At 60.4% G+C, this 18,180-nt stretch carries 3 protein-coding genes; 1 reads left to right on the forward strand and 2 read right to left on the reverse strand.

Features of this window, described 5'->3' with window-relative positions; translation table 11 throughout:
- Positions 1 to 38 precede the first annotated feature (38 nt).
- Positions 39 to 17,114 carry a GEVED domain-containing protein gene (locus ACILSI_RS09990; RefSeq protein ID WP_395721732.1) on the forward strand — a complete coding sequence of 5,692 codons (17,076 nt, stop codon included), beginning with the start codon at positions 39 to 41 and terminating at the stop codon, positions 17,112 to 17,114.
- Between the two features lie 12 nt (positions 17,115 to 17,126).
- Here ACILSI_RS09990 and ACILSI_RS09995 read toward each other — a convergent pair whose 3' ends face one another.
- Together ACILSI_RS09995 and araD are read right to left on the reverse strand one after the other, a co-directional pair.
- Complete coding sequence (locus ACILSI_RS09995; RefSeq protein ID WP_395721733.1) at positions 17,127 to 17,366, reverse strand: hypothetical protein; 240 nt, start codon at positions 17,364 to 17,366, stop codon at positions 17,127 to 17,129.
- 17 nt (positions 17,367 to 17,383) lie between these two features.
- Positions 17,384 to 18,082, reverse strand: coding sequence for an L-ribulose-5-phosphate 4-epimerase AraD (gene araD, locus ACILSI_RS10000; protein WP_395721734.1), 699 nt, complete (start codon positions 18,080 to 18,082; stop codon positions 17,384 to 17,386).
- Positions 18,083 to 18,180 lie beyond the last annotated feature (98 nt).

The following is an 18,180-nucleotide window of genomic DNA, read 5'->3' on the forward strand; positions in this document are numbered from 1 at the left end:
CCACGGCACGCTTCGTCGTTTCATTGTGCGGCGCTTTGATGAGCCTGTTTTGGGCGAATGGGACGGCGCAGGCGCAGACGGCGGACTTTGGCGACTACAACGCTTTCAGCTCGGCTAGTAGCACGGTGGTGACGACGTTGAAGATCGGCGCGACCACGGACAAAGAGTCCGCAGCGACGACGAACGCGACGGCGACCGGTGACGACACGACCGGCACGGATGACGAGGATGGTGTGACCTTGCCCGCCTCCATCACCGGAGGCACGGCCAATTCGTTGACAGTGAATGTTACCAACTCCTCAGGCCTTACCGCTTACCTGAATGTGTGGATCGACTTTAATCGCAACGGCTTGCTCACCGATGCGGGGGAGCAGATCGCGGTGAACACCACGATCGCGACGGCAACTTCGAACTCGAATCGCGTCATCAACTTCACCCCACCCGTGGGGGCCAGTCCTGGAACAGCGGGCGTCCGAGTGCGCCTGACTTCGACTAGCAGCCCTGGACCAGTATCTGTCAGCGGCAATGGTGAAGTCGAGGATGGCATCATCACCATCGCGCCAAACACGGACTTCGGAGATTACGTTTCCTTTGCTTCGGCAACGCAGGTGGCGAACTCAATCATCAGGATCGGAACGAATGCGACAGACACTGAGGCAGTCAATCCCACGACCGGATCCGCCACCATTGATGACACGACGGGCACGGACGACGAAGATCTCACGATGCCCGCGTTCACCGTCGGCACTGGCACCACGCTGGCCATCCCCGTGACGGTTACCGCCGCCAGCCTTTCGGGTGCCACAGCACGCCTGAGTGTCTTCGCTGATTGGAACGGTGACAATGATGCCTCGGACACGAACGAGACGCTCGCGGTGCAGACAGTCAGCGCCACAGGGACCTATAATTTTACGCTAACACCTCCTGCCGGAACCACCGCAGGCATCAAATATCTCCGCATCCGCATCACCGAAGGTGCTACATCTCCCACTTTCAGCGGGGCTTCGACGCTCAAAGGAGAAGTGGAGGACTATGCCATCAATGTGGCCACCAGTGATTTCGGCGACCACTCACTCTTACCCGGCGCCAGCAGTATGATGAATGCCACCCTGCGGCTGGGGGCAACGGTGGATGCGGAAGTGAGCGCCACCACGAATGCCGCCGCCACAGGTGACGACACCACCAACACCGGTAGCGCGGATGATGAAGACGGAGTCAACGTGCCAGCTAGTTTGATGCAGGGCACTTCAGGCTCATTGATTGTGAATGTCACGAATACCTCTGGGGCGTCTGCCTACCTGAACGCCTGGATTGATTTTAACGGCAATGGCGTTCTCACGGACAGCGGCGAGCAAGTGGCCGGGAACACGGTGATTGCGACCGGCACCTCGAACACCAACAGGACGGTGCCCTTTAACGTGCCAGCCTTGGCCACAGCAGGCACGGCAGGCGTGCGTGTGCGCCTCACCTCAACCAGCAGTCCAGGACCGACCGGTGCCAGCGGCAACGGCGAAGTCGAGGACTACACCACCAGCATCCTCAGCGGCAGCTCGGTGTTGAGTCGGTTCAACATCATCAGTAAAAACGCCATCAGTGTGAACAGCTCATCGCTGAGTGCCGGTCGAGCGATCGCGAATACCCTTTCTCTCAACAGCACCACCATGAACGTGGGTGGTACGGCAAGCGCACCGGATGCAGGAACCTCTCCCCTACAATACAGCATGGCGTTGCAAACGGCGCTGACTTTGACCAGTTCCACCATCCGCACCTACTCTGGCAGCATCTATCTTTCTCCCAGCATAAGCTTCACCAGTAGCAATCTGCAATATCCTTCTGGCGGCGGCAGCACCGTCACGAGCACCAGCCCCAGCCCCGACTTCAGCGCCATCTATGCGGCGATGAACTCCGAGTCCGCCAGCTATGCAAGCCTGACGGCCAACAGCTCAGCTGTCATCAGTGGTAGCACCTACACCCTGCAAGCAGGAGCCACTGTGGGCACAGGCGTGGCGGTTTTTAATCTTACGGTTGCGGACATCAACAGTGCGCGGTTCGTCCTGAATGCGAACGGCCAGAATCCACGGGCCTGGATCGTGAATGTCAGCGGCACGGGCAACGCCACCTTTACCAGCACCACCGTCGGCTCCGAGAATCAGTGGCAAGATTTGCTATTCAACTTTCATCAGTGCGCCGGCACGGTTGCCATCAACAGCACCACGATGAACGCCTCTGTGCTCGCTCCGTCCGCCACCATCAGTATCGACAGCACCACGAAAGAGGGAAGCATCGCAGGCAACCAAATCAACATCAACAGCAGCACGATAGGCTTTCCCATGTGGACCGGTGACTATAACGGCACCACGGTTGGAGTCGGGAACCTCATCTACCTGGATGCCAACAACGACGGCATCTACACCACTGGCGAAGGTGTCAACGGGGTCACGGTGCAACTCTACAAAGAAGGTGACACTGTCGGAAGTTCCACGCCCACCGCCACCACCACGACGGCCAATGGAGGAAAATACCTTTTCAGCGGTCTGCGTGGCGGCAGTTACTTCGTTCATGTGCCTGCGTCCAACTTCAACACTGGCGGTGCCTTGGTTGGCAAAGCTTCTGTTCTCGGCACTAGCTGGCTCGACGATGCGGATCACGGTGGCGACGGTGCCTCACCTGCCACTAGCGGCGTCAGCACTCGTCTGCTCGTGCTCACTCCGGGCAGCCAGCCCACGGATACTACGGGTGAGACCGGCTTTGATGCCGCCTCAGACAATGCGTTAGATGACGACATCAATCTCACGGTTGACCTGGGCTTTGCGACACCGACGGCCGATTACGGTGACTTTTCAGATTTCTCGAGCGCGAGCAGCAACATGCTGGCCACGCTCAAAATGGGGGCGACGACAGATGTTGATTCTGCGCCAACCCCAGATGCCACCGCCACCGGTGACGACACCGTCGGGCTTGATGACGAGGACGGCGTGACGGTTCCTTCTCAGCTCATGCGCGGAAGTGCCAGCACACTCACCGTGAATGTGACGAATACGAGCGGTGCCACCGCCTATCTGAACGTCTGGATCGACTACAATCGCAATGGGGTGCTGACGGACAGTGGCGAACAGGTCGCCGCCAACACGGTGATCGCCACTGGCACCTCGAACTCGAACAAAACAGTGAACTTCACGGTGCCTGCCACCGCGACACTCGGAACGGCTGGCATCCGTGTGCGTCTTACCTCCACCAGCAGTCCAGGAGCCACCGGAGCAAGCGGCAATGGTGAAGTCGAAGATTATACCGTGGCGATCACTCCGAGCCTCGGCATCGGCAACATCGTCTGGAACGATGCCAACGAAAACGGACTGTTCGATCCTGAGGAAAGCGGCATTAACAATGTGTTGATCGAACTCTGGACGCCGGGTGCCGACAACGCCATCGGCGGCACCGCTGCCAATGCAGACACCAAGGTCGCCTCCTTGAACACCGCAGGCGGAGGCTTGTTCAATTTCTCCGGCCTCGCCGCAGGCTACTACTACGTCAAGGTGCCCACACCACCGCTCTCACGCACGAGTCTTGTCGTAGACACGACGGACAACGGTCAGGACGGGGACAACAACGCGGCACAACCCGGAGGATCAGGCACGTCTGCATACAGCCCGGTCATTCAGCTTTCTCCCGCTACCGAGCCTGGCTCCACCGGCATTGGCAACATCGACAACACCGTCGATTTCGGCTTCGCATCCAATATCGGTTCTCCCTTCGTTTGTGATAATCGCTTCTGGATCGTCCAAAACGCCGAAACCAGCGCGGGTTCTGGAGTGTGGGACGCGACGCTGTATTATGTGGGCGACGGCCCCTCGCTCGTGCCGACTTTCTTCTTTGACGGCTACAAACTCAACGGTCTCGCAGCCTATGGGGGTTACTTGTATTGCGTCGATCAAAACGACAATCATCTCTACCGCATCAATTCCCAAGGCGTGCTGGTGGACATGGGGGCTATAGCAGGCCTGCCCTCGCCTGGAGCCAACGGACAGTGGTCGGGTGCCACCGCGCTGACCAACGGGCGGATGATTCTGAACTTGTACAATTTCAGCCCCGCTTCGACTCAGCTTTACACTATTGACCTGACCTCGGCGACGCTTGTGGGATCACCCGTCACCGTCACCAACACCGGAACCGGCACGACTTACGGTGGTAATTTCGGAGACATCGTGTGGGATCCTCTCACTAGCAAGGTGTACGGCTACTCCACAGTTGAAACAAGCTGGCTCGGCCTTTTTGAAATCAACCTCACCACCGGCGCAGCCACACGTGTGGCATCTGCGGTTCCGGGTGCTTGGGGTTCCATGATCATTGATGCCAACGGGCTGACCTATGGCTTCGGTAGCGCTGGCGCCTCGGGCAACCAGGACACGCTATATGTCTTCAACCGAACCAGCGGCTCATTAAACGGCAGCATCACTGCGGTGGGCACCGGCCCTGCTGTGTCAAACTCCGATGGTGCCGCCTGTCCGGGTGCCGCTCCATCCATGAAACTGGGCAATACCGTGTGGAATGATGTCAATAACAACGGCCTGAAAGACGCAGGGGAAGCAGGCATCGACGGTGTGACCTTGCAGCTCTTCCTGGGGGGGCAGAATCCACTCACTGCTGCCCCAGCGGCCACAGTCACCACCGCAGGTGGCGGCCTCTATTCCTTCAACAATCTCTCACCCGGCCAGTACTTCATTTACATCCCCACGGCTCCTGCATCTTTCCCATTGAGCAGTGCCTCGGCGGATACCGCAGACAACGGTCAGGACAATGATGACAACGGCATCCAAACCGCCCAAGGGCAGCCGATCACCAGTCCTCTCATCGCGCTCGCAGGTGGCACCGAGTCGATCACCGATGGCGACACCGATCCAAACTCGGACCTGACCCTCGACTTTGGCTTCCTGGCCTGCCCCGCAATCACAGTCAGCCCCACGACACCGGCGGCAATGACGTTCGGCTCCGTGTACACCCAAACCTTCACGGCCACTGGCGGCATATCACCTTACACATGGGCGATCAGCGCCGGGGCATTGCCTGCGGGACTGAGCCTGAACACCAGCACGGGTGTTGTCAGCGGCACACCCGCGAGTGGCGCGAGCGCTAGCTTCACACTTCGTGCCACTGACTCGCGCGGCTGCGCTGGCACACGCGCCTACACCGTCACACCTGCCTGCACCACAGTCTCGGTGACCACCAGCACGCTGCCAGATGCCATCCTCGGGACCGCTTACAGCCAGACACTGGTCGCCACAGGAGGCACCGGGCCTTACACTTGGGCCATCACTTCAGGCACAATGCCCGCTGGTCTCACACTGAGCAGTGCAGGTGTCATCAGCGGCACGGCAACCACTGCCAATGGCGTTGGTGTGAACGTGACCTTCAGAGCCACGGATGCTCTGAGCTGTCAGAGCACGAAGACCCTCGCAGTACATGTTTGCCCGACGGTGACGGTGAATCCGATCACATTGCCTGCCCCCACGGTTGGAACTGCTTACAGCCAGACCTTCACAGCCACGGGCGGCACATCACCCTATGTGTATGCCGTTGCCACAGGTGCTCTGCCTACCGGTCTGGTGCTCAATACCAACACCGGGGTGATCAGCGGTATCCCGAACAGCAACGCGAGTGCCACGTTCACGATTCGTGCTACAGATGCCAATGGTTGCCAAGGAACCCGGCCTCACAACGTCACACCTCTGTGTCCAACCATCACGGTGAACCCCGCCACATTGCCGAATGGCATAGCAGGCCTCGCCTACAGCCAGACCGTGAGCGCGAGCGGCGGCACCACACCTCACGGCTTCGCTGTGGTCAGCGGTTCGCTGCCTTCAGGGCTGAGTTTGAACCCCAGCACTGGAGCAATCACTGGCTCCGCTGTGGACGGAACTCCGGCCACCTTCACCATCCGTGCCACGGACAACTATGGCTGCACCGGCACACGTGACTACACGATCACTCCGGTGAACAGTGACTTCGGCGACTGGAATGGTGGCGGCGCAGCGACGGCGGCCGCCAGCACCAAGAGGACTACCAACATCCGTCTCGGCAATACCGTGGACGCCGAAGCGAGCGTTATCCCGGATGCGATGGCGACTGCCGATGGTGCCGATGACGATGGTGTGGTCATGCCAGCGAGCATTGCCATCGGCTCAAGCGTGACTATTCCTGTCAGCGTTTTCAACTCTAACACCGCCGGACGTTACCTTCAGGGATGGATCGACTTCAACAACGACGGCACATTCAGCAATGCGGACGTGACTGGGGGAGGGGAACGAGTTTACAACGCTTCCGTGCCAGCGAACGCCTCGTCTCAAACGGTCAACGTCACCTTCACGGTTCCATTGAATGCACGGCTCGGCTCACAGTGCGGCGTTCGCTTCCGTTTCACGGACAATATCTCCACAACTCCCACCAGCAGTGGTGCTAACGGCGAAACCGAAGATTACGTGGTGGTCATCAGTTGTCCGGCCATCAGCATCAGCCCGCCGACGCTCCCAGCCGCTGTCGTCGGCACCTCGTATTCGTCAAATCTATCGGCATCCCCTGCCAATTCCTATTCCTGGCAGGTTGTCCAAGGTTCACTGCCCTCTGGTCTTTCGCTGAACTCCACTAGCGGAGCCATTTCTGGGACTCCCACGCTCCTCGGTAAAAGTGACTTCACGGTTCGGGCCACCACTGGAGCCGCCTCCAATCCAGAGTTGGAATTCACGACTTACAACCTCGATCTTAACCCCGGTGACACCTTCAACATACGCAACTACGTGCGTCCCAAAGACGGCACCACCAAGCCCATTGATTGGAGCGCGGTGCGCTTCACTTACACCGACGCGGGGGCCAATGATCCGACGACTCCAGCGAATTGGAATCTGACTGCATTCAACGCCGGACAGCCAGTGACCGTTACTTCGACGGATGCCGCGCTCGGCGGCAACTCGAGCGTCGGCAGTTTCCGCATCTACATCGTCCGTGATGGTCAGAGCCTTTTCGATGACCACATGGAAATTCGTGTCGATTCCTCGCGCACGAGCGTGGTGGACTCAGCCAAAGCCATTCCATCCATCGGTGAGGCCTGCTCCGCGACTCGCGATTACAGCATCAATGTCTGCCCGGCCATCACGCTGAGCCCGGTCACATGGACTCAACCAATGTTTGGTTTCGCCTACAGTCAAACCGCCTCGGCTACTGGCGGAACTGCGCCTTATGTCTATGGCATCGCCTCTGGCAGTCTGCCCGCAGGGCTGAGCTTTGATTCAAGCACGGGTGTGCTCAGTGGCACACCTGCAAGCACTACAGCGGCAACTTTTACACTGACAGCCACTGATGCCAACGGCTGCGTCGTTTCCCGAGACTACACGATCACCCCGCTGGCAAACACCGACTTCGGAGATCTGAGCACCCTGCCAAACGCCAGCAGCACGTTCAATAGCAGGCTGAAAATGGGAGCGTTGCTCGACACCGAAGTCTCGGCCACGACAAACACGGCCGCTACGGGCGATGACATCACTGTCAGCGATGACGAGGACGGCGTGACGGTGCCTGCCTCCATCACCGCAGGCTCGACGGTGACGATTCCCGTCGTTGTGAACAACACCACCGGCAGTTCAGCGTATCTCAATGCCTGGATCGACTTCGGTGCCAATGGCGATCTTTCCAATGCTGGGGATCAAATCGCCACCAACATCGTCATCCCGAACGGCACCAACGCAGGCACGTTCAATGTGACCTTCACAGCGCCGGTGGCAGCCTCCGTCGGCGCGGGACGTAGTGTGCGTTTCCGTCTCACAGACATTCCAACTCCCGGTTTCTCCACCAGCAACAGTGTGGGTGAAATTGAGGACTATGTAGTGGCCATCGCGGCACCGACGCTCGACTTCGGCGACTTTAATCTCTTCCCTTCTGCCACTAGCGTCGTGAACAATCGACTGCGCATCGGTGCCCTGGTGGATATGGAAGGTCAGGCCACGACCAATGCCACCGCCACAGGCGACGACACGACTGGTAGCGATGACGAAGATGGTGTGACCGTGCCCGCTGCCATCACCCAGGGCACTTCCACTAGCCTCACCGTGAACGTCACCAACACCATCGGTGCTACCGGCTATCTGAACGCCTGGATCGACTTTAATGGCAACGGTGTGCTCACCGATGCGGGCGAACAAATTGCCAGCAATACCGCCATCGCCAACGCCACATCCAATTCGAACCGCGTGGTCAACTTCACCGTGCCTGCGGTCGTCAAAACAGGAACGGTCGGTGTGCGCGTGCGTGTCACCAGCAACAGCAGCCCCGGGCCGGATGGTCAGGATGGCAGCGGGGAGGTGGAAGACATCACGACCAGCATCGTGGCCAACACGGACTTCGGCGATTACTCCAGCTTCCCCAGCGCGAGCAGTAAGGCGAATGGAACGCTGCGGATCGGCGCTCTGACGGATTCAGAAGGCGGCCTCGACACCAATGCCAATGCTGCGGCTGACGATTTGACCGGCAGCGATGACGAGGATGGTGTCACGGTGCCTGTGAGCATCGCCCAAGAAGGCGCAAGCAGTCTGACAGTCAATCTTACCAACACCAGCGGCAGCACGGCTTATCTGAACGCCTGGATTGACTTCAACCGCAATGGCGTCCTCACGGACTCGGGTGAGCAGGTCGCGGTGAACACCTCCATCGTCACCGGCACTTCGAATGCCAGCAATGTCATCAATTTCACCGCGCCTGTGGCCGCAAGTTTGGGCGCGGTCGGCATCCGCGTGCGTCTGACAAGTGTCACCACACCGGGGATTGACGGTCTGGATGGAAATGGCGAAGTGGAAGATCACATGACGACGATAGTCGTGCCTACGACCGATTTTGGCGACGAACTCGACTTGGCGAATGCCAGCAGCACAGCCAATAGCAATCTCCGCCTCGGCGCGTTGGTGGATGTTGAAGGGTCTCCCACCAAGACAGCCAACGCGGATGGTGATGACACCGTCGGCCAGGATGACGAGGACGGACTATCCTTTCCATCCGTCACCGCCGGCCAGCCGGTGACGCTGCCCGTGGCAGTGACCAACCTCACGGGTGCGGCGGGTTACCTCAATGCCTGGATCGACTTCAACAACAACGGCGTGCTCACCGACGCGGGCGAGCAGGTCGTCACCAACTTGCTGGTGCCAGCAGGCACGAACAACGTCACCCGGAATCTCGATTTTGGCATCCCGACGAACGCCGTCACAGCCGCTACCAGCCTAGGCACACGCTTCCGCCTTACAGACATCCAGAATCCCGGCCCCACCGGCCAGGCAGGTGTCGGCGAGGTGGAGGATCATCCCATCATCATCCTCGCTCCTTTGACCGACTTTGGCGACTTCAACGGTGCGCCGGAGGTTTCCAACACCGCTAGCACGAATCTGCGCCTCGGCGCTTTGGTGGACACGGAGTACGCCTCCACTCGTAACGCCACCGCCAGCGGCGATGATAGCAGCGGCGTGGATGATGAAGACGGTGTGACGCTTCCTTCCATGATCGCTGGCGCACCTGCGACGATCACCACCGTGGTGACGAATAACACGGGGCTGTCAGCCTACCTAAACGTCTGGATCGACTTCAACAACAACGGTGTTTTCACTGACCTCGGCGAGCAGGTTGCCACGAACACCGCTATCGCCAACGGCACCAGCAATGCTACACGGGGGGTGAATCTCACGGTGCCTTCAACCGCTGTCACCGGCACCAATCTAGGGGTGCGTGTGCGCATTTCGAATGACATCTCACCCGGCTCCACCGGCGCGGGTGGTGTCGGCGAAGTTGAGGATTATGTCATCAATATCGGCGCTCCCACCACGGATTTTGGTGACTTGACCAGCTTTGGAAGCGCCAGCAGCACAGCAAACGGGGCCATCCGCCTCGGCGCGTTGGTGGACACCGAGTACACTGCCACCACCAATGTCACCGCCAGCGGGGATGACAGCACCGCGCAGGATGACGAGGATGGTGTGGTCTTCCCCACCATGATAGCCGGTGCACCGGTCACTCTTCCTGTGGTGGTGACCAACACCTCCGGCGCGAGTGCTTATTTGAATGCCTGGATCGACTTCAACAACAACGGCAGCATCGCAGACGCGGGCGAGCAGGTCGCCACGAATGTGCTGATAGCCACCGGAGCGAACAATGCCACCCAGAACCTGAACTTCACTATTCCCGCCACGTCACTGACGGGCGTGAGTCTTGGAGCGCGCTTCCGCCTCACCAGCACCGCCAGCCCCGGCGTCTCTGGCGTCAGCGGGAATGGTGAGGTGGAGGACCACCTCGTCAGCATCCAGGCTCCCACCACGGATTTTGGCGACTTCAGCGGCTTTGCCGATGCCTCGCAAGGCGTCAATCCCGCCTTGCGCTTGGGTGCCTTGCAAGATCCTGAATTTGCCCCCACTCGCAACGCTGCGGCCTCGGGCGATGATACCAGTGGAGTGGATGATGAAGACGGCGTGACGCTGCCTTCCATGACGGCCGGTCAAACCGTCGATATCCTTGTCAGCGTGACCAACGGAACCGGCGCGAACGGGTTCCTCAGCCTCTGGATCGACTACAACAACAACGGCGTGCTCACCGACATGGGTGAGCAGATCGCCACCAATCAAATCATCGCCACCGGAACGACCAACGGCTCTTTGACCTTCACCATCACCGTGCCGCCGACCGCCACCACCGGCGTGCCGCTTGGCATGCGTGCACGGCTTTCCGCGCCTAGCGGCCTCGGCCCAGTCGGCAACAACGCGCTCGCTGGTGAGATCGAGGATTATGCCTTCACCATCGCCGCGCCAACGACTGACTTTGGCGACCATTCCGTCCTCGCCGCTGCGAGCAGCACGATGAATGCAAATCTGCTTCTAGGTGCCATCGCCGACGCGGAGTATGCCGCCACCACGAACATGAACGCCACAGGAGATGACTCCACCGGCCTTGATGATGAAGACGGCGTGGTCGTGCCTGCCAGCCTGGATCCAGGTGCCAGCGTCACTCTGCCGGTCACGGTGAAGAACAACACCGGTGCCAGCGCCTGGCTGCATGCCTGGATCGACTTCAACAACGATGGTGTGCTCAACAACGCCACTCTTGCCAGTGGCGGGGAGCGTTTGGAAGCAGCCCGTTTGATCACCCCCGCGACCACCGGCACCATCCTGCGTGAGTACTGGACCGGCATCGCCGGCAGCAGCGTCTCCAATCTAACAAGTTCCGCCAGCTACCCTAACAGCCCCACAGGCTCCGACTATCGCACCAGTTTCACCGCTCCCACCGACTGGGCGGACAACATGGGACAGCGCATGCGCGGCTGGGTTTATCCGCCCGTCAGCGGTGAATACACCTTCTGGGTTTCGGGAGATGATGAAACGCAGCTCTTCCTCAGCACGGACGCGACTGCGGCCAATGCTGCGCTCATCGCACGGGTGCCGACCTGGACCAGTTCTCTGGCGTGGACGACATTCCCCGAGCAGAAGTCGGTTAAAATCACCCTGGAGGCAGGGAAGCCCTATTACATCGAGGCTTTGATGAAGGAAGGCTCCGGCGGGGACAATCTTGCCGCTGCTTGGGAGCTGCCGGGCACCAGCACCGGGCCTGTCGTCATCGCAGGCCAGTACCTAGCTCCCTGGAGCGCGACTCCGCCCTTCAACTCGGTGCAGCAGTTGAGCTTCACGGTACCGCTGATTGTCAATCCAGGTTCGAATCGCGCTGTGCGCTTCCGCCTGACGGACTCATCCACCACCACGTCCACTGGAGCCTCTGGCATCGGTGAGGTTGAGGACTATGTTGCGGTCATCACCTCCGCCACGAACGATTTTGGTGACTGGAGCGGTGCGGCTGTCGCCTCCAACGGCGTGAGCAGCAACATCTTCCTTGGCGCACGGGTGGACGCGGAATACCTCGCCACCACCAACGCTATTGCGACGGGAGATGACACCACTGACACCGATGACGAGGACGGCGTGGCGTTGCCCGCTCTCACTGCGGGCGGTTCATTCAATGTGCCTGCCACCGTGACCAACCTCACCGGCGCGGCGGCTTCGTTGAACGCGTGGATCGACTTCAACAACAACGGCGTCTTCACCGACACGGGCGAGCAGGTCATCGTCAATCTGGCCGTGGCGAACGGCAGTTCCGGCCTCGTGCTCAATCCAAGCGTCAGCGTGCCCACCACGGCTGTGACTGGCACGAATGTCGGCGTGCGTTTCCGTCTCACAACCACGAGCACACCGGGCGCCACCGGCAGCGGTGGCGGCGCAGGTGAGGTGGAGGACTATGTGGTCAACATCGCCGCTCCCACGGCGGATCAGGGTGACAACTCACGTTTTGCCGCCGCCAGCAGCACCTCCAGCAATGCCCTGCGCATGGGAACCTTGGTGGATGCCGAATACATCGCCATCACCAACCTCACCGCCAGCGGAGATGATACCACGGGCGTGGATGACGAGGACGGTGTCACGTTGCCTTCCCTGATGGCAGGCGCTCCGGCCACGCTGCCGGTGGTCGTCACCAACAGCACGGGTTCCACCGCTTATCTCAGCGCGTGGATCGACTTCAACAATAATGGCGTGCTCACTGACTCGGGAGAGCAGGTCGCCGCGAGCGTGGTAGTCGCCACCGGAACATCCAATGCCACCCGCAATCTCGCCTTTACCGTGCCGCCCACGGCTTTGACGGCTGTCTCGCTCGGCGTGCGCGTCAGGTTGACCTCTATTTCCACTGCCAGCGCCACCGGCCAGTCTGGCACTGGTGAGGTTGAGGATTATGTGACCACCATTTCGCCTCCGCCGCTCGACTACGGTGACTGGAGCGGTCTGGCGGATGCCGCGTCCACGGTGGATACAGGTTTGCGCCTCGGAACGCTGGCGGATACGGAATTTGCCTCCACACCCAACGCGACTGCCTCCGGTGATGACAACACCGGGAGCGATGACGAGGACGGCGTCACCTTCACCGCCATGACCGCTGGTGCTCCGGCCAGCATCACCGTCACCGCCACGAACACCACTGCTTCACCGGCCTATCTGAATGCGTGGTTTGATTTCAATAACAATGGCTCTGTTGCCGATGCGGGAGAGCAGGTCGCCACGAACCTCCTCGTCGCCGCTGGCACTAACAACGCCACGATCACGCTCAACCTCACCATTCCAGCGAGTGCGGTCACTGGCGCGAGCCTCGGCACACGTTTCCGCCTGACGAACCTTTCTTCTCCAGGAGTCACTGGCAATGTCGGCGTGGGCGAGGTGGAGGATCATCCGGCCACGATCGCCGTGCCTGTGACCGATTTTGGCGACTGGAATGGCGCGGCTGACGCGTCCAACCTGGCCAGTTCCGACCTCCGCATGGGTGCTTTGGCTGACGCCGAGTATCTGCCGACGAAAAACTCCACCGCCACAGGTGACGACACCACCGCTAGCGATGACGAGGACGGCGTGACGCTTTCTGTTCTGATGCCCGGCACCTCCAGCAGCGCAGGTGTGGTGGTGACGAACAACAGCGGCGCCGCCGGTTATCTCAACGCGTGGATCGACTTCAACAACAACGGCTCCTTTGCGGATGCGGGAGAGCAGATCGCCACAAATCTCGCCGTCGCTCATGGAACGAACGGTGTTTCTCAAAACATCGCCTTCAACATTCCAGTGAACGCCATCCCAGGCATTCGTGGGGCTCGTTTCCGCCTGACTGCGGCTCAAAATCCAACGTCCGTCGGTGCTGGCGGACTCGGGGAATTGGAAGACCACATGGCTTCGATCAGTTGCGTGCCGTTCGCCATCAATCCCGCCTCGCTGCCTGCCGCCTCGGTTGGGAGTGCCTGGACGCAGACACTCACCACGACTGGCATTCACTCGCCCTTTATCTTCAACGTCAGCACTGGCGCTTTGCCTGCTGGTCTGGCGCTTAACAGTGCCACTGGCGTCATCAGCGGCACGCCAACGAGCAGTGCGCCAGCCAGTTTCACCATCACAGCCACGGATGCGAACGGGTGCACGGGCACACGCGATTACACCCTGACGCCCGTTTGTCCGGCCATCGGCATCACGCCGGTGTCGCTGGCCCAGGGCACGGTGGGAACGTCCTTCAACCGGACTCTGACCGCTACGGGTGGAACCTTGCCTCACAGCTCGTGGACGATCACCAGCGGTGCGTTGCCCGCCGGATTGAGCCTCAATGCCAGCACAGGCGTCATTTCTGGCACACCCACCGCTGCGGCTAATCCGGCCACCAACATCGTGGTGCGCGTCAATGATGCCAATGGCTGCCAGGGCACGCAGGCGATCAGTCTGCACATCTGTCCGGTCGTCACGCTCAGCCCGGTCAGTCTGGCCGCCAGCACGGTCGGAACTTCATACAGCCAACCTATTACCGTCAGTGGTGGGGTCGCTCCACACACCTTTGCCGTGAGCAGCGACAATCTGCCTGCCGGACTGACCTTAGATCCGAACACCGGCGTGATCGGCGGCACGCCGACAAACGCCATCTCGGCCACTTTCACCATCCGTGCCACGGACGCGCACGGCTGCTCCGGCACGCGCAACTACACGCTCGCGCCGACTTGCCCAGTGCTCGTTCTGTCGCCTGCGGCGCTGCCTGTCGGTTATCTGGGGGCTAGCTACAGTGCCACGCTTTCCATCAGTGGCGGCACCGCGCCGCACACCTTCACCATTCAAAGCGGCAGCTTGCCCGGCGGGATCAGCCTTAGCTCTTCGGGTGTCTTCAGCGGCATTCCGACCTCCGTCGGTGCCTACAATCTCGTGGTGCGTGCCACGGACTTATATGGCTGCACGCGCAACTTTGATCTCACGCTTCAGGTAAGCACGCTCAGTCTGGGCAACCTGGTGTTTGAGGACGCCAATCGCAACGGCCTCAAGGATGCTTCGGAACTCGGCGTCTCAGGTGCGCTCGTGCAGCTCTTTGGCACCGGCGGTGACAATGCCATCGGCGGTTCTGGTGCCTCGGCGGATTTCCAGGTCGGTGCAGATGTGACGACTGGCTCCACTGGCGCGTACCTCTTCGCCGATCTGCCTGCGGGCAACTATTACGTCAAGGTCACATCGCCCGTTGATTATCTGGAAGCTGGGGGCACAGCCTCCGTCACTGACGACAACATCAATAACAACAATGACGGCTCTCAGCCCGGCGGCTCCGGCACACCTCTTTACAGCCCGGTCGTCAACCTCACCGGCGGCGCTGAATCCCTGGCGGATGACGATGCGGATGCCGACACCAACCTGAGCATCGACTTCGGTCTTTGGAGCAGCGTGGCTGTGGGCAACTTCGTCTTCATCGACATCAATGGCGACGGCGTCCGCAACGAGGGTGAAAGCCTCGGCAACATCTTCGTCGAATTGTATGCCGAGGGCGCGGTTCCTGGGGTGGACGAGCCGGTCAGCGTGGGTTCCTCCGGCTGCAGTTGCAAAGGTCGCTACTACATTGAAGGCCTCAACCCAGGTAACTACTTCCTGCACATCCCGGCCTCGCAGTTTGTCACCGGCATGGCGCTGGAGGGCTTGCTGCCCATGTCTGTCGCCGTGCCGGGAGATGACAACGTCGGCCAGGATCTCCTGTTCAACAACAATCCCACCCTCAACGGTGCCAGCACGGCGGTCTTCACCCTGCGGCCTGGGCTTTGCCCTGTCGGCAGCGCCGAATCGGGTGGTGAGGGCACTTTGGATGACTCAATCGACGGACGTGTCGATCTTACCCGCGACCTTGGAGTCGTCGCCCCCGCTGGCAGTGGCTTCGCCGCTGGTGAACGTGCCCGCCGCTGGCTTGTCATGGATGGAACCTCCGGCTCCGTGCAGACCAACGCGAACACCTTCGCCACCTGGAGCCAGACCCATGCCTTGGGCGGTCCTAATGATGATGCGGATGAAGACGGCGCCGCCAACCTGCTCGAATACGCTCTCGGAACTGATCCGTTCAGCCCGTTGCAGCCGAACCGCTTCAATCTTTTCCACGACGGTGCCGCCGGTGTTGTCTCCCGCATTACCCAGCCAGTTGTCTCGCGTGACGATCTTATCGTGCATGTTGAAACACTCACCGACATCACCCTGGCCAACGATCCTGCTGCCTGGAAGACTCTGAACCTCGCCAGCACCACCACCTTCAACGGGGATGACACCCTGACTCGTCATTACTCCGGTTTGGAACGTCTGTTGGTCTTCAAGGGCCGCGATACTGGCTTCATCCGTCTTAAAGTCAGTCTCGATGCCGACCGCAACGGCGTTCCCGAGGCCTCCACCGCTACTCCCGCCCATGCCTGGAGCCGCCAGACCTTCGCCACCGGCATGCGCACCTTCAGCATGCCACTCATGAAGCCCGCCGTCTTCACCGGGCGTGTCAGTTCCGTGCTCGCCAACGAGGTCATGCTGCCTGCCATCCTCACATTGCCTGCCGGATCGCTTTATCTCGAAGCGCTCGACGGCGCTCTCGTAGGACAGCGCTTCGAAATCGACTCCGCCCTCAGTTCTGGCAACACCCTTGTGCTCCACGAGGACGGCAGGTTGCTGAATGGCCTGGCCGCCTCACGCGTTGTCATTCGCCCGCATCACATGCTGGCTGAACTGCTGCCTTTGGCCGCGTTCACCACCGGAGACCGTGTGCTGGTCTTCGACACCGCCATCAACAACTTCACTCCGCTTGTTCAGAACGGTGATGCGTGGTCTGACGGAGTTCTCAGCATGAACACGCGTCCGTTTGCTCCGCATGAGGCTGTCTTGGTCGATGTGCGTGGCGAAAGCGCCTCGCTCTTCCTCACCGGCGAGGTGCGCGGCGCTGATTTCGTCATTCCGCTGGTTCCAGGTGCGCAATTGAACGGCTCCGGCTGGCCTGCGGCACGCTCCGCGCCTGTCACCGGCCTGCGCTCCGGTGCCACATCCGACACGGCGGATCGTCTGCGCCTTTGGAATGGCGACATCGCAACTGAAGTCGTTGGCTACAGCGGCTACTACCTCGACAACAGCACCAATCCGCCCTCATGGCAGCCTCAGGAAGCCGCAACAGCTCCGTTGCCGTCCCTGCCGCCCTTCCACGGCTTCTTCCTCATCCGCGAGGAGCCGCTGCTGCTGAAATCCGTCGTGCCTTGGTGACTTGGCGCGAGATCACTCTGGTCGGGTGAGGTCCCATTCTTTTTCAGGGGGCGCCTCAGATGATTCGGCCGGTGTGGCGTGCTTGTACTTGCCAGGGTTGAAGACCTCGCTGTGGGCGTGCTTGTAGCCGGCGGGGTCAACCTTTCTCCAAATATTGTCACGGCTTTCGCTTGAGCATCCTGGCAGAAAAGCCAGGCCCATCAGCCACATCAGCGGATGGCAAATAAACGAGGGGGAGGGATTGTTTTTCACGAGCTTCTGAATCGAGGTTATTTCTGTCCGTAATACGCGCCAGGTCCGTGTTTGCGCAGATGATGTTTCTCCAAAATGTGCGCAGGAATCGCCTGCAAGGCTGGATTGAGGGAAAAGGAGCCGAGGGCCATCTGGGCGCACATTTCGAGGGCGATGCTGTTATTGAGCGAATCCAGCGCGCTTTTGCCGAAAGTGAAGGGCGCGTGGTGAAGCTGCAGCACGGCGGGCATTTCCAGCGGATCGAGCTTCAGTTCCCGCAGGCGCTCCACGATGGCCACGCCGGTGAAGTGCTCGTAATCTTCCGCCACCTCTTCCTGCGTGAGGGCTCGGACGATAGGCACCGTGCCGTGAAAATGGTCCGCGTGCGTCGTGCCGAAGCAGGGCAGCTCACGCCCGGCCTGGGAGAACATCGTGGCATGCACGCTGTGCGTGTGCGTGACGCCGCCGATCTGCGGAAACTCGCGGTAGAGCACCAGATGCGTCTTGGTGTCGGATGAAGGCCGCAGTTTGCCTTCCACGACTTTCCCTTCGAGATCGAGCACCACGATGTCCGCCGGTTTCAGCTCCAAATAATCGACGCCGCTCGGTTTGATCGCCCACAGGCCCGATTCGCGGTCGATGCCGCTCACATTGCCCCAGGTCAGGCGCACGAGGCCGCTGGGTTCGAGGGCGCGGTTGGCCTCGCAGACTTGTTCACGCAGTTCATTCAGGGTCATGCAGGCGATCAAAGACCAATTCGCCCTCATTTCCAGCAACATAAACAGGGGCGGGCGGCGTTTAACCTGTGATCCTTGAAGGTTGACGCGGAATGCCG

The sequence above is a fragment of the Prosthecobacter sp. genome, assembly GCF_044232965.1.
GTDB lineage: Bacteria > Verrucomicrobiota > Verrucomicrobiia > Verrucomicrobiales > Verrucomicrobiaceae > Prosthecobacter.